This is a genomic window from Zavarzinella formosa DSM 19928 (assembly GCF_000255705.1).
Classification (GTDB): domain Bacteria; phylum Planctomycetota; class Planctomycetia; order Gemmatales; family Gemmataceae; genus Zavarzinella; species Zavarzinella formosa.
Map to the genome: position 1 here is coordinate 110823 of NZ_JH636447.1, position 14404 is coordinate 125226.

At 59.5% G+C, this 14404-nt stretch carries 13 protein-coding genes and 1 pseudogene; 4 read left to right on the top strand and 10 right to left on the bottom strand.

All coding sequences use genetic code 11. From position 1 onward, the window contains the following. From BGIM_RS54465 to BGIM_RS0137235, 4 genes and pseudogenes are all read left to right on the top strand, one after another. Nucleotides 1-371 (top strand): annotated as a pseudogene (locus BGIM_RS54465) (transposase); the annotation flags it as partial. Nucleotides 372-386: 15 nt separating this feature from the next. Then, nucleotides 387-863, top strand: coding sequence for a DNA alkylation repair protein (locus BGIM_RS54470; protein WP_084760362.1), 477 nt, complete (start codon nt 387-389; stop codon nt 861-863). Beyond that, the gene (locus tag BGIM_RS0137230; protein WP_020474703.1) at nt 864-1193 is read left to right on the top strand and encodes a TfoX/Sxy family protein; all 330 of its coding nucleotides are present in this window, start codon (nt 864-866) and stop codon (nt 1191-1193) included. 15 nt (nt 1194-1208) lie between these two features. Continuing rightward, a complete protein-coding gene (locus BGIM_RS0137235) occupies nt 1209-1592 on the top strand; it encodes a glyoxalase superfamily protein (protein ID WP_020474704.1) in 384 nt (127 codons plus the stop codon). Nucleotides 1593-1930: 338 nt separating this feature from the next. Here BGIM_RS0137235 and BGIM_RS0137240 read toward each other — a convergent pair whose 3' ends face one another. The 10 genes from BGIM_RS0137240 to BGIM_RS0137290 form a co-directional block, all read right to left on the bottom strand. After that, nucleotides 1931-2428 carry a GNAT family N-acetyltransferase gene (locus BGIM_RS0137240; protein ID WP_020474705.1) on the bottom strand — a complete coding sequence of 166 codons (498 nt, stop codon included), beginning with the start codon at nt 2426-2428 and terminating at the stop codon, nt 1931-1933. A 110-nt stretch (nt 2429-2538) separates the two neighbouring features. After that, the gene (locus tag BGIM_RS0137245) at nt 2539-3279 is read right to left on the bottom strand and encodes a hypothetical protein (protein WP_157369720.1); all 741 of its coding nucleotides are present in this window, start codon (nt 3277-3279) and stop codon (nt 2539-2541) included. 216 nt (nt 3280-3495) lie between these two features. Further along, a complete protein-coding gene (locus BGIM_RS54475; RefSeq protein WP_052640188.1) occupies nt 3496-3930 on the bottom strand; it encodes a DUF6884 domain-containing protein in 435 nt (144 codons plus the stop codon). 444 nt (nt 3931-4374) lie between these two features. Further along, on the bottom strand, nt 4375-6978 hold the full coding sequence (locus tag BGIM_RS0137260) for a polynucleotide kinase-phosphatase (protein ID WP_020474708.1): 2604 nt from the start codon (nt 6976-6978) through the stop codon (nt 4375-4377). Nucleotides 6979-6988: 10 nt separating this feature from the next. Then, a complete protein-coding gene (locus BGIM_RS0137265) occupies nt 6989-7783 on the bottom strand; it encodes a nucleotidyltransferase domain-containing protein (protein ID WP_202947370.1) in 795 nt (264 codons plus the stop codon). Further along, complete coding sequence (locus BGIM_RS0137270; protein ID WP_020474710.1) at nt 7780-8544, bottom strand: tRNA(His) guanylyltransferase Thg1 family protein; 765 nt, start codon at nt 8542-8544, stop codon at nt 7780-7782. The genes BGIM_RS0137265 and BGIM_RS0137270 overlap by 4 nt, the downstream gene beginning before the upstream one ends. Further along, nucleotides 8534-8983, bottom strand: a complete 450-nt coding sequence (locus tag BGIM_RS0137275) for an AAA family ATPase (protein ID WP_020474711.1) — start codon at nt 8981-8983, stop codon at nt 8534-8536. The genes BGIM_RS0137270 and BGIM_RS0137275 overlap by 11 nt, the downstream gene beginning before the upstream one ends. A gap of 4 nt (nt 8984-8987) precedes the next feature. Next, a complete protein-coding gene (locus BGIM_RS0137280) occupies nt 8988-10403 on the bottom strand; it encodes a 3' terminal RNA ribose 2'-O-methyltransferase Hen1 (RefSeq protein ID WP_020474712.1) in 1416 nt (471 codons plus the stop codon). A gap of 280 nt (nt 10404-10683) precedes the next feature. Next, nucleotides 10684-13383, bottom strand: coding sequence for a serine/threonine-protein kinase (locus tag BGIM_RS58935; protein ID WP_020474713.1), 2700 nt, complete (start codon nt 13381-13383; stop codon nt 10684-10686). A gap of 140 nt (nt 13384-13523) precedes the next feature. Then, the gene (locus BGIM_RS0137290) at nt 13524-14333 is read right to left on the bottom strand and encodes a helix-turn-helix transcriptional regulator (RefSeq protein ID WP_020474714.1); all 810 of its coding nucleotides are present in this window, start codon (nt 14331-14333) and stop codon (nt 13524-13526) included. Between the last annotated feature and the right edge of the window lie 71 nt (nt 14334-14404).

Below are 14404 nucleotides of genomic sequence, written 5' to 3' on the forward strand. Positions count from 1 at the left end.
GGATCGAGTTTCTGGAGCGGGTCGAGCGATGGCTCCCGGCTGGCATCACCCGCGTCTACGCCGTCCTCGACAACCTGGCCGCCCACGGATCCCGCGACGTGCTGTTGTTCAACGTGGCATGCCCGCGATGGGAGTTTGTCTTCCAGCCGGTCGCGGCGGCGTACTTGAACCTGATCGAGCCGTGGTGGAAGATCCTGCGGTCCCTGGCGCTCAAGGGCCGACGATTCGGGACATGGGAGGAGATCGTTGAGGCGGTGAACCGGGCGACGGCTTACTGGAACTCGCACCGACATCCATTTCACTGGGGCCGACGACGGCGTCACCGGCCCCGTCGGCCGGCCGGCGTCGCCACCCCGCCATCTGTGCGATAACTTGGCGGATGCACCATTAAGGGTGACGACGAAAAGCGAAAGGCCGCTTACGATTTCTACCTGGGCAACACCCGTCATGTGAACAATTGGGATTTGGTGGACACCTCGGCCCCGGCCATCGTCGGCGGCCATCTCAGGGACAAATCCCGCAAGCCGCTGGTCCGGCTGGCAAAATCAGCCAGTCTGTGGGAGAGGCGCATTGCCATTGTCGCCACGCAACATTTCATCCGGCGGGACGACTTCGACGACACGCTGACGATCAGCCGGCTTCTGCTCACGGACAAGGAAGACCTCATCCACAAAGCGGCCGGCTGGATGCTGCGAGAAATGGGCGATCGTGATGCGACGGCTTTGGAGGCGTTCTTGACCGAACACGGGCAAACCATGCCCCGGACAATGTTGCGTTACGCCATTGAGCATCTTCCGATTGAACAACGACACTCCTTTCTCATCGCGGGCCGCCGGGGCAAATTCAGCGGAGGGGAATCCTGAATGCCGTTCGACGCCACCCTCGCCGCCCGTGTCCGGGAGAACCTTGGCCGTTCCCGGAACATCGTGGAAAAGAAGATGTTCGGCGGCATCGCATTCCTCCTGAACGGTAACTTGCTTGTCGGAGTCCGGAGGAACGCCCTCCTCGTCCGTGTCGGCCCGGAGGCATACGAGGAGGCGCTTCTTGAATCCTTCGCCGGGGAGTTTGGCGTCGCCGACAAGCCCAAGCGAGGCTGGGTGTTGGTCGAGCCCGAGGGGGTGGAACACGACGAGCAATTGAACGAGTGGATTCAAAAGGCATGGCGGTTCGTCGACACGTTGTCGGCGAAGTGAACCGAAGGAGAATTCATGGTCGAGTTCCAGAAAACGATCCCCATCCTGCGCATCTTCAATGTCGAGAAGGCGAAGGAGTTTTACGTCGGCTTCCTCGGCTTCACCGTCGATTGGGAGCACCACTTCGAGGAGAACACCCCGGCCTACCTGCAAGTGTCGCGGGCCGGGCTGGCGCTGCACCTGAGCGAGCATCACGGCGACTGCTGCCCCGGCTCGACCGTCTTCGTTTGGATGACGGGCATCGAGGAGTTCCACCAAGAAATCACGGCCAAAGGCTACAAATACATGCGCCCCGGAATCGAGACGACGTTCTACGACGCCAAGTGCGTCGAGGTCATCGACCCGTTCGGCAACCGCCTCCGCTTCAACGAACACCAGAAAACACCCACCGAGAAGTGAGGCTTTTCAAGTTGAACCGCAAGAGCCTCTCCCTGCGTCAGCGGCGGGGGCGGCCCTCACGCTCAGGAGGCAGTCCCACCGCTCACTCAGGGGAGCTCTTGGGCTAGTGCAAAATCAAGCAGCAACATTTGCAAGCGATCCCAAGAGCCTCACTGCGTCAGCAGTGGGGGTGGCCGTCACCCTCTGAAAACACCCCCACCGCTGACGCAGTGGGGCTCTTGGGATTTCACACAATATGTCTGTTGATTTTGCACTAGGGCAGAATGTGACACCCAACCCCGGCCATGTGCTTGGGGGATGCGACATCAATCAGGCCGGTCATGTTTCCTTGCAACCGCTCACTCCTTCAACACGAGGATGGCCTCCTCGCACGCCGGATAACGGTCGCTGGCGGGCGACATCCGTACCCCCTCAACGACGAATCCGCATTTCTGGAGCACCCGGAGCGATGCGCCGTTGCTGGTTGCCACATGGGCGTTCAACGGTCGGGTCGTGACTTCGCGGAGGAGCAACCGCAACGCTTGGGTGGCGGTCCCCTTGCCCCAGTGTTCCCGGCTGATCCAATACCCGACGCTGGCCCGGCCTTCACACGGGAAGCAAGAAACATACCCCGCCAGCGCCCCGTCCAGCAGAATCGCCTTCGCCGTGACGGTCGGGTCTCGCAGAGCGTCGGCCCAGTGCGAATCGAACACCTCGGCGCTCCGGGGAATCGTCACGGCCATTCGGTTCGATTCCGTGTCGAGTTGCATCTGAAACATCCGGGGCAAGTCCTCCGGTTCGATGTCCCGGATCTGAACGGAGTCGTCTGTCGCCGAACTCATCTCATCAACTGTCATTGGGTCTCACACCAAAAATCAGGCCAGCCGCTTGGTCGCTTGACATGTTTGGAGCGGCGGCAAGCGGTCATCGGGCCGTTACTCGTTGCAAGCGGTCTGTGTCAACATGCTCATCCGATGAATTGGGCAGGCGGCGCCACACTCCGAATGAGCAAGTGCGAGCCTATCAGATCACATTCCAGTTCGAGCCGATGGTGCGGTTTCCACTCGTCGTTCAAAACCCACGAACATTCCAGCCGCCTGGCATTGCGAAACACATCACTTTGGGCGTTCCCGGTTTTGCGGGATTTTCGCCAATGGGCGATGAGCCTCGCCTTCACGATGCCTTCGCCAATGTAAAGCAGATCACGCTCTCCGGCGTCCCTTATCCGATACAATCCTCGGGCGGTGGCGGCCGGGAATCGGGCGGCCGGGTCAAGCGGCTGCCAGGCTGACCATTCATGGCCACACCACTCGGAATCTTGCGGATCGCCCTTGGTTATCGGCCCCGCCGGGGGAATTCCCGAAGAATGGTATTGTTCGTCCCCGTCGCATGGCCCGCCACGGAATCGTTTTTCGGCGAGCACGAGTCTTCGGTTGTTCCCCGAAGACCTTCGAAAACCGCACGGCATCCTGCCGAAATTGATCGTCGGAGAGCGTTCAAACTGGTGACGATGCAGGGCGACCGCCAAAGCCTCCAGACCCTTTCGCCATTGAGTGGCGCCAGCAACCGGCAACACCGACACTTCGAATTGAGCACTCGTTTGATGCCGCAAAGCCCAGAGCCCCGGTCCGGCTGTGTGCGGATCAGTGTAGGGCATTTCTTTGGCATAAACGCCCGCCTGCATCGCCAGCCGCCTGCGAAGCGTCATCGCGCCGCTTCCGGTCTGCCCAATATAATCGAGGCACGTTTTGCCCAATCGCCGAACTCGATAGAGGCCCGGCTCCTGTGGAACGCCGTTCCCGCGCCAGCAGCCCATATGTGGCAAAAAAGGCGACCATACGAAAATGGCTTCGGTATCGAGCATGGTTCCGGTGTGTGCCCTCCAATTCTTCACGTTCCGCTTCAAGAAACAAGTTGAGTCGGTTTAACCATTCGCCATCTTGAGCCATTGTTTCCGCTCTCCAATACCCAGCCCCTTCATCGGTTGAGCCACGCTTAATCCGGCTTGTTCGAGCGGCTTCACATAATCTTCCCCCGCAAGGGAGATCATTGGCATCCCGATCAGTCCCGTCTCCGCCATTTGCTCTCGAACTTTCTGGCCCCATTCTCTTCGCTTCGCCGCGGACAACTTCCCCAGAATCACGTCATACGGATCAATAACCGCAGACGGCGTCAATAAACCATGCAGGGCCGACAGGATAAACCAACGGCCCCTTTTTTCAGCGTAAGTTCGGGCTTTCTTGAACAGGTCGGAAGTGTATAAGTCGGCAGCAGGCGCCGCCTCCGACAGTTTCGGTCCGCAACAACTGACCAAAATCACCGGATCAGCGGGAAGCGAGCCTCGATTGTGTTGGTTCATGTTTCGCCTGCGCGCTGAATTTTCGGGGAATGCGAGTTCAAGGCCCGAAGCCGCTTTTGCCGTGTTGCAAGTATCGTCCTTCGTGGCTGTCACGGCAGGCAATGGCCATCCCACTCCGAAGACGCCACGGCCAAGGCATCGTTTCGAAACGTCGATGCCGGGATTCGACCCTAGTTTAAGATAGACCCGCCACGGGTTCATTGCGTCACCTATTTTCCTCATACATGAACCCAGCCCCGAAGTCCCATTTTTGCCGAAAGTCACCTATTTTATAAGGTATTTTGGCAATAAGCGGGACAGTGCCGGTGGGTTCCTGCATGACGACAGCGACCGTCCCCTGCTTTCAGGCTCTGACCGCCTTCTTGTCGTGCAGTTCCCAGTCCGTGGACGGGCCGAAGAAACTGGCTTCGCCGCCCGGTGTGATTGGCGATTTTTGAGGGACATTTACAGCCTCGGGTCCACCGGCTCGCTTTCCAAGGCGAGAACACCGAAGACGCATTCATGGACACGCCTTAGCGGTTCTCTACGGACGAATCGCTCCAAGCCCTCGATTCCGAGGGCAAACTCGCCGAGGGCGAGCGACCGCTTGTGACCAAGCCCCCGGCTCCGCAAACGAGACAGGTTTTCATCGGCCGTGTAATCTGGCCCGTAAATGATCCGCAAGTATTCCCGGCCCCGGCATTTCACGGCCGGTTGGGCAAGACCTCGTTTGCCTTTCAAGATGAAGTCGAGCGGCTTGACCACCATGCCCTCGCCGCCCTTCCCCGTCAGTTCCACCCACCATGCGATCCCCTCCTCCACGCTCGCCGGATCGGTCACGTCAATCAGTTTGTGGCTGGTCGCCAGCATCAGTTCGGGGTCGGTGCGGCAAACGGATGCCAGTGTCTCCGTGTGCCATGTGTGATTCCTGTCCGTGTGGACATGCCCCTCCGAGGCCAGCAGGTGGAACGGCGCCAGTTTCAAGTCGTTGATCGAGTTCACCGTCCAGCAATATTGCCGGTAGGCGGCCACAAACTGGCCGAGACGCTCCTCACGGCTTCGGCATCCGGCCATCACCTGTTCGATCTTGTTGCGTTCCTCGCCGCCCAGCCGCTCCGCTGCTTGCGCCAGCGAGTTGACCACCTTGGGCAAGGCCGCTGATCCGGCGGCTCCGACCGCCGCATATTGTGTCTTCAGCAGTTCCTGCGCCTTGGCCGACCACGGCATCAGTTCACAATCGAGGCAAACCCACGTCGTGTTCAATGTCATCCACAGGTCCGCCGCCGTCAGGGCCGAGCGCACCCGGCCGAGGAACCGGGCCTCCAAGTCCGGGTCATTGAAGAAACGTCGGCCGGTGCGGGTGGTGATGATGCCGATCTCGTTTTCGAGCACCCCGAACCGCTCCCTTGCCGCCTGTTCGTCCTTGCAGACGATCACGACCGCCCGTGAGCCCATGTGCTTTTCTTCGCAAATCACCTGCGGAACGCCTTGGCTGCGAAAGTAAGCAAACGCCTCGGCGGGATGTTCGAGCAATCCCGGCACATTGCTCGTTTCACACGGGGACATGGTCGGCGGCAGATAGATCAGCCACTTCGGGTTGGCGGCAAACCGGCTCATCACCTCCAGCGCCGCCGTGGCGTGGGCCTCCCGGATCGTGACGTTCCCCTTCAACCGGGTGGAGACGATGCGCTTGCCGAGAACGTCGGCGGCATCAAGCACCTCGTCATCGGATTGCTGGGCCGAGAGTTTGGGCGCCTGTTGGTCGTCAGGCAAGAACGGCCGGGACGGTTCGCAATATGTCCTCGCCGCCGGAACCGACACGAACTTCTTTTCGGGATAACGCAGGGCGGAGAGCTTGCCGCCGAAGACGCAGCCGGTGTCGATGTTCACCGTCCGGTTCAGCCATTCCGGTTCGGGAACGGGCGTGTGACCGTAGACGACCATCGCCTGACCCCGGTATTCCGCCGCCCAGTTGTATCGCACCGGCAGGCCGAATTCGTCGGTCTCGCCGGTCGTCTCGCCGTACAGGGCGAAATCCCGGACCTTCCCCGATCCCCGACCCTGCATTTCAGCTTTCATCCCGGCATGGGCAACCACCAACTTTCCGTCGTCGAGAACGTAGTGGCTGACCAGCCCGTCGAGGAATCCGGCCAACGATTTCATGAAGGACGGCCGCGCATCTTCGGAGAGGGCTTCAATCTCGGCGAGCGATTCGGCCAGCCCGTGCGTGATCTGCACGTCCCGGCCCTGGAGCTTCTTGAGCAGTTTGACATCATGGTTGCCGGGCACGCACAGGGCCGAACCAAGCTTGACCATGTTGCGGACGATGCCCATCGTGTCCAGCACCCGCGGTCCCCGGTCCGCCAGGTCACCGACGAACACCGCCTTGCGTCCATCGGGGTGCGCATATCCGATGTTCGACCAGCCTGGCTCAACCGCGGCAATGACAGTCTCGGCGTAACCAAGTTGTTCCAGCAATTGTTCCAGTTCGTCGGCGCAGCCGTGAACATCACCGATGATGTCAAACGGGCCATGCTCGCCGGTGCGGTCGTTCCACAACGGCGCCCGTTCAATCACCGCCGACTCGATTTCTTCGAGGCTCTCCAGCACGAACACATTTCGGAAGCCCTCCCGTTGAAGTCCCCGGAGCGACCGCCGCAGTTGCGACCGTTGGTTGCGGATCACGTGCGGGCCAAACGTGCGGTCGGAGCGGGAGCGATTCCGCTCGTGGCAAACCTCCTCGGGCAAGTTCAACACGATGGCGACGGGCAAAACATGGAATTTCCGGGCCAAGGCGACCAACGGGGCGCGAGCCTCCGCCTGGACGTTGGTGGCGTCGATGACCGTCAGGCGTCCGAGCGCCAGCCGTTTGGCGGCAATGAAATGCAACACCTCAAAGGCGTCATTCGTCACCGCCTGGTTGTTCTCATCGTCGCTGACCATCCCCCGGCAGTCGTCCGACGACAGAATTTCCGTGGCAAGAAAGTGTTTGCGGGCAAACGTGCTTTTGCCCGAGCCGCTGGGGCCGACGAGGACGACGAAGGAGAGTTTGGGAATCGAGATCTTCATGTGAGGAAATTCATCCGCCTTCCGTAAGACGCATCCGAACAAGCATTCGGTCCAACTCCGCCGCCCCGCCCGGCGTTTCCGGCAGTTTGCTGTCACGACCGGCCGCTTCGAGTTCTCCCCGCAACCGGTCATATTCCCGTTGGTGGAATTCAACGTCAGCCTGTTCCAACCGGCCCTTTTCGGAACCGTTGAGTTTTTGCTCGATCAACTCGGGAAGGTGGGACAGACGAAACGTCTCGTTCAGAATTCCCAGATTGGCCTGAACCTCACCCGTTCTCATCAGGTGAATTCCTGTCAGCAACACCCGATAGACGTACAGCAGCGGCTTGACGTGCGGAGGGCTGGCTTTGAGGAACAGTTTCCATTGCGTCTCGGCAAAACCGAGGTAGTGGCGGACATGATGCCTTGTGACACATTTGGCGGCAATGGCCCTCAATTCCTCATGCTCGGGAGACGTGTGAAGGATCAGCGGCGACAACAACTGCTCCAGCACATATCCGTTCCGCTTCAGCATCAGGCCGAAAAACTTCCTGGCGTCATGCGTCACCAAATCGATTTCCAAGCCATCGATCACCCCCGATTGTTCAATTGTCTCCGGACCGCTCTTCAGGCCGAGGACTTCATCCGCCGGGAGCAGATGGACCCCACGAAGATCATAATCGGAATCCGGGGAGGGAAACCCGTACAGATGCGCCCCGCTGATAGTGACAAACAACAGCGGATACGGATGTTCCGTCACCTTCCGGCGCAGGCGGGGATCATTGCGGAATGGCTCGGCCTCATGCTCCATGACACCTTCACTCATGTTCGGGACACCATCTTCTGAAGGAACGCCGAATACTCCTCCTTCATCGGCAACTCAAGGTCATGCCGGACACGCTTGCGCCGGGCGATCACCGTCTCGCCGGTGACCGGATTCTCGCCGGGCCTGTCAAACTCCTCCCAATACAGACCGGACCCTCGTTTCTGCCACAAGGGAAGGTCGTTGAAGTTGACGCCGTTCTGAAACAGCAGTTCGTTCTTCTGGGCGACCGACAATCCCCGCATCGCCTCCGTTGCTTCGGCGACCGACCGGCCCTGTTTGCGGAGGAGCCAGTAACCGTGGGCGTTCAGGGCGTTGCGGTGGGCGTCTTCGTTTCTCCACCGAAAGTAATCGACGACATGCCCGGTCGTGGGGAGTTGCGAGATCCGGCAATCGAACACCGCCACCGCCCCCAGAAGCAACGAGAACTTGGCGCTCGCTTCGCCGGACAGGATCGAGTGCAGCTTGCGAAGCTTCCGCTGAAAGCCGTTCTCCTCCAGGGCGAACAGCAGAGAGATTTCGTCGCTTTGGGTGTAACCGTAGATGACATTGAAGCCGCATCCGGTCATCACATGCCCGGCGGCGGCCAGCATCATGTCCCGGAACCGAACGTCGAACGGAGCCTCAAACCGGTGGGTTTCCTTGGTCAGCCGGGTGAAACTTCGTCCGTCGAGCCGGGCGACCATGTGAAGGCCCGGCAGCACGCACAGATCGTGGGTGGTCTCGAACACCCGCATCTTCTCGTCAAGTTCATCAAACTTCATCGTTCCACCCCTCGATCACAAAACCGCCCGCCTCGTCGATGCGCACGTAAAACAAGTCATCAAATCCTTCGTCCCGTTTCGGAATCTCTATGCGGCCCGCCGTGCCCAAGATGCCCCGAAGCGGAACTTGTTGGGCGGCAGGCCGTTGTTCGTTTCGACGCTTGCAGTCCTCCACTTTGGACTGGAAGTAGTAGCCCGCGACCCGAAACCCGGCGTTCTTCGCCGCTTGAATGTAGACTTCCCGTTCGGCCCGGCTTGGGTTGGTGTTGTCCACGACGAACGACTGGCCGGTTTCGACGCACACCTGCACAAGGCGTTTTTCCCGATGGCGAGTCTTGAGCATGTCCAAATTGATGCGGACATGCGTCAGGAAGAACCGCTCCTTGTAGAAGGTCGATTTGCCCGCCCCCTGAAGACCCACGAAAATCACCAGTTCCACGGCATCACCTTGTTGCTTCGCCGTCGAGTTGAAAAATCCCCATCTGTGTCGGCGAACCAAGTTCTGGATTCTCCGGCCCGACCGGGAGGAACCGCACCGAGTATCCGAACCGCTCACCGATGCCGTTCGCCCAGTCTTGGAATTCCCGCCGGGTCCATTCAAACCGGTGGTCGGCGTGCCGGAATTTTCCGGCCGGAAGCGTTTCCCACGTCACGTTGTACTCTTTGTTCGGGGTTGTCAGGACCACCGTCCGGGGCTTGGCGAACTCGAACACGACCCGCTCGAAGGCCGACAACCGGGGAGGATCAAGGTGTTCGATCACTTCCACGATGCTGGCGGCATCAAATCCTTCCAATCGTTTGTCCCGGTACATCAAAGAGCCGTGGATCAGTTTGACCCGGCTGGCCTGCCGCTCGGGCAGACGTTCCGGCCGCAACCGGCGCATGGCGTTTTCAAGGCTGCGGACGGAAACGTCCATCCCCACGATATCCTCAAATTGGCGGTCCTTCAGTAATTCCCGAATTAGTTTGCCTTCGCCGCAGCCAAGGTCGAGCACCCGTTTGGCCCCGCACGAACGCAAGGAGGCCATGACCGCCATCAACCGCTGTTCGTTGAGGCTGAGGGGCGATTCCAGTTTTTCCTCGGCCTGTTCCTTCTCGGGTGTCTGGTCGTCTTCCTCGACCAGTTCCTCCTCGACGACGAGTCGGCTGAGGGCCATGCGGTACAGGCTCGGCTGGAACCGAAGGTAGCGGCGAACGATCTCCTCTTTTTGGGGATGCCGGGCCAGCCACCCCTCGCCCTTGGCGAGCAGTTTTTCGGTCTCGTCCTCGCCCACGAAGTAATGCTTGCGGCTGTCGAACACGGGAATCAGGACATACAGGTGCGTCAAAAGTTCACTCAGTGTCGTCGTCTTTCGCACCGTCACCGAAAAATAGTGGCTTTCGCCCCACTCCGGGAACCGCTCGTCCAGCGGGTGATGGACAGCCTCGACTTCGTATCCGAGCGGCTCGAACATGCCCCGAAGGACGTTCTCGCCCCCGCGAACCGAGAGAACATCTATTCGGGCTTCGATTGGCATCGGGGTGGTGACCAACTCCGGGCGCTCCTTGCAACGGCCTTGAAGCGCCGAGCCGAAGATTTGGGCGATGGCCACGCTCATGAATGACGAGGCGACATAGGGCCGGTCGTTGACGTATTGGGCGAGCAGGAAGTTCTGGTCGGCATTCTTTCCCCGGACCATGCCCACGGCATCCACGTCAAGCAACAGGCAGGCCGTGCAACGGTCGTTGCCGACCTCGGGGTAATAAACGCGGGCTTTGCCGAAACTGAGTTCGAACGATTGGAATTTCTCCGGGTGCTTGTGGAGAAGGTAGCCCAGATCGCCGGCCGGCTGGCGAGTCGTCGTGATCGTCAACAGCATGATCGTGCCTGTGAATGTCGATTTCCGGGATTCTCAGAAGGCGCCGCCAAATCGATGTTTGCCGCCTGCGTCCGGGGGCAGCTTGATCAAATGGGTTCGGTTGCCTGTCCTCTTCGACATCAGACCGGAGAAACAGGTTCGATCTGGATCATTGTGTCAGCTACTCACACCTGAAATCCGGGACATGACAAAAACTGAATTTTTGAAATGGTCGGCGGCCTGCCTCTCATCTTGAGCCTGACGATTGGCCACGGATCAAGTCCTCCGCCAACCGAATCGCTCACTTTCGTTCAACGGCCATCAATACCGTCTTGAATTCAGGCAATTCTCGAAGAGGATCGAGATCCGGATCATACTTGAGATAATCGACATCCCGGTAACCTTCCCGGATGGCCTCCGTGACGATGTTCAATGCTTTGGCGAGGTCTTCGGTTTTGGTCTTCGCGTCGGGCGCATGAACTGAAGCAAGGGCATAGCCGCAGGCGGCCGAGATTTTTAGCTTCTCCAGGGTCAGGTTGGGAACGTCGATTCGGGCCGGGTCGGCGGCTCGTTTCAGCAGAGTCCCGGCCCCGATAATTGCTTCGCTTCGCTTGCCGACCCTTGCCTGGATCAACATTTGTTCGACGAGCGGAAGCAGCAACAAGTCCGGGTTGCTCTTGACGCTCGGCTTTTCCCGCATGTCCCGGACATATCCTTCACGCTCTTCCAGCGACCGGGCATAGTATCGGGCGGCGGCCGTTTTGTCTCCCGCCTTCTCGGTGGCGATGGCAAGGCTGTAATACCCAAGGCCGACACCGGTGTGCTGGAGTTCCAACACCTCCGGAACATTGAGCATGCCCCGCACCTGTCGCAACGCAATCGTGTATTGTTCACGAGCGCCCTTGGGATCGTTCAGGCGGGTGAGCAGCAAGTCTCCTTGAAGATTGGCGATGAAAGCAAGCTTTTTGCGAAACCCAAAATCATTGGGATTCTTTTTGACAAGGTCTTCGTAAATCCGCACGGCTTCCGCATACGACTCACGAGCGGCGGGCAGTTCTTCGGCATCCTCGGCCAACTGCCCCTGTTCCAGATGAGCCAATGCGAGAAACTGACGGGCCTGAAAACCCCGCCGGTCTTCGGGCGCCTCGGCCACGGCGGGCTTGAGCATTCCCAAGGCTTCGACAATCGTTGTTTTGGCTTGGCTGCGAGACTCACGGTCGCGTTGAACGCGGGCCAGCATGGTCAGCGCCCGGCCGAGATGGATTCTTGCTTGTGAGGACGTGATTTCCCCGGTGGTCGGCGCATCGACAATCCGGCGAAGGCGGCTGATCGCCTCGCCATAGAGTTTCTCCGCCTTTTCAAAATCGCGACGGTCGGCGGCCAGTCGCCCTTGCCGCTCCAACACGGCGGCGACATTTTCAGCAGCCTTGTCGCGTTCGCGTTCTTCGGTCGCTTCGACGCTGAGGGCGATTGTCTTTGCCTTCTCAAATTCCGCGTTCGCCTCCTTGAAAACCTTTTCGTCGTCCTCCCGGTCGCGTTGCGCCAGCCACCATTCGCCTTGCCGAAGGGCGAGCGTCATCTGGCCCCAGTCGGCCGCCGAGCCGACATCAGCGTGCCCCCGCGAATCCTTGAGCAGCTTCAAAGTCATTTCGTAGAAGTCCCGCTGTGTTTGACCGGCGAGCAAACTCCCCTCGAAAAGAGTCACGCTGACGTTGGCGAAATCGGACACGGCATTGCGATAGGCATCCAGACGGCCGGTGGCGAGGTCGCGCTGATGGGTCACTTCGCCGTTGATGCGGAGAATGTCATCCTTCTGATCACTGATGCGTTTCCGGTCGTTGTTGATGGTGAACGCGGAAGCGATTCCACCGATGGCGGCGAGCATGGAAACGGCGATCAAACCGGCGGGGGCGGGGTTGCGCCTTGCCCAGCGAACCACGCGGGCAACCGGCCCCAGCGGCCGGGCCAGAATCGGCCGGCCGTCTTGGTAACGTGTCAGGTCATCCGCAAGGGCGGCGGCGTTGGAATATCGTTTGGCCGGGTCTTTCTGAAGACATTTCAGACAGATCGTTTCCAAGTCACGGGGCACGCTTGATCGCATGGTTCGCGGGGAGACGGGCTCGTCTTCCCGCACCTGTCGCAAGGTTTCGATCACGTTTGACCCGACGAACGGCGGCCGGCCGGTCAACAGTTGATAAATGATGGCGCCCAGCGAATAGACATCGGCGGGCGGCCCCACGGAATCCGGATCGCCGGAGGCCTGTTCGGGGGCCATGAAACTCGGCGTGCCCATCACGGTCCCGGCGATGGTCAGGCGGCTATTGGTCTCCAATTTTCGGGCCAAGCCGAAGTCGGCGATTTTGGGGGTGCCATCTTTTTGCAGCAAAATATTGGCGGGTTTCAGATCGCGATGGATGATGTTGCGGTCATGGGCGTATTGCATGGCGCGGGCCAGCGTGGTCATCAACGCGGCAATTTCCTGATCGCCGGGCAACTGGCTGCGGATCTTTTGCTCAAGCGTTCCGCCGTCGGCGAATTCGAGCGTGAAAAACGGACAGCCGACCACCTCGCCAACCTCGTACACCTGCACGATGTTCGGATGCTGCATCCGGGCGACGGCTTGGGCCTCGGTGTCGAAACGTTCCCGGCCGGCCGTGTCGTCGTCATCCTTGCGACGCATCACCTTCATGGCGACCAACCGGTCCACTTTGAGCTGGCGGGCCTTGTAGACGACGCCCATGCCGCCTTTTCCCAGCACGCCCAGCACGTGATAACCGGGGATCACCTCGCGAATGGGTTCGCCGTCCTGGTCGGAACCGACGGCGGGATTCCGCGATTCAAAAAAGCCGGTGGCTTCGGGATTCGGCGTAAATTGGCCGGTCTGGCCGTCAAATGAAAAGTTCTGGGCGACGGAGCCCGCCTCGGTTTTCCCAATGGCGTGATCAATGGTCGGAGGTTGAAACCCGTCTTGGGTTGGCATTTCCGGGTTGGGATCGGCCATGATTCATCGGCCTCGAGAGTTGGCGGGTCTTGACCATCATTAGCAGGGCGCCTCATCAAGTTCCGTAAAAAACGCCCGGAATTCAAGTCGGAAAATGCGATTGATCAACCAGATTTTTCATGCCCGCCCGCGAAGCATCATCATGTCGGGCGGCGTGTGGAATACCGCCTCAAAAAGTAAGCGAGCAGTTCCGGCCGTGAATTAACCCCGAAATGACGGTAAAGCCGTTTGACATAATCATGGACTGTGCTTGGATGCAAACCCAGGCATAATGCCGCCTGGCGCTCCGAATCTCCGTCCAGCAAACGATCCAATACTTGAAGCAATCGAGGTGACAAGCCGTGCCGGTTTGGCTGGAGAGTGACCAGCAGTGATTTGCCCAAATGACAGGCCAATTCTTGTTGAAGAAAAGCCACCCATTGGCTGACGCCGGATGAAAATGGTTTTGCTCCGCGTTCCCGCATCACGGTCAACACGTAACTAGCCCCGACAGCCGGAACAGTGGTTCGCGAAACCAACCCTTCGTCGAAGCCGTCGGCCCGCAAATAATCGTTTACAAAGGCCGAGCGATCCCATTCGGCATTTGCGACCAGTTCCTGTCGGACACAAGAAAGGTTTGGCTCGGGTCGCTGAAAAAATGCCTTGGTTCCGGGATGTTCCATGATCATCTCCGGAGTGGAAACCAAGTCCATCCAGCGGTCCCTGATCTTTGCGGAAGGCCAGCCACCGTCAATCTGTTGCCGGGTCCATTTGTCAAGTTCATCCAACCGGCCTGCTTCATGAGGAGCGGCCACCCCGACCGCCGATACCATTCCGCCGGTGAAAGACAATAAGCCATCCACCAATCGCTTCTGCCAAGCCATCGCGTCGTCGCCGAGTTCTCGGCATTCGTTGACGAGCCGGACAGCATCCAGTTCATCCGCTCGGCGCAGGCGTTGGGATTTGCTCATGGTCGGTCCTTCGCCAAGGGCATTTGCGGGTTCATTTCTCACCCCCCTATTTAGGGGAATTGTGCTTTTCA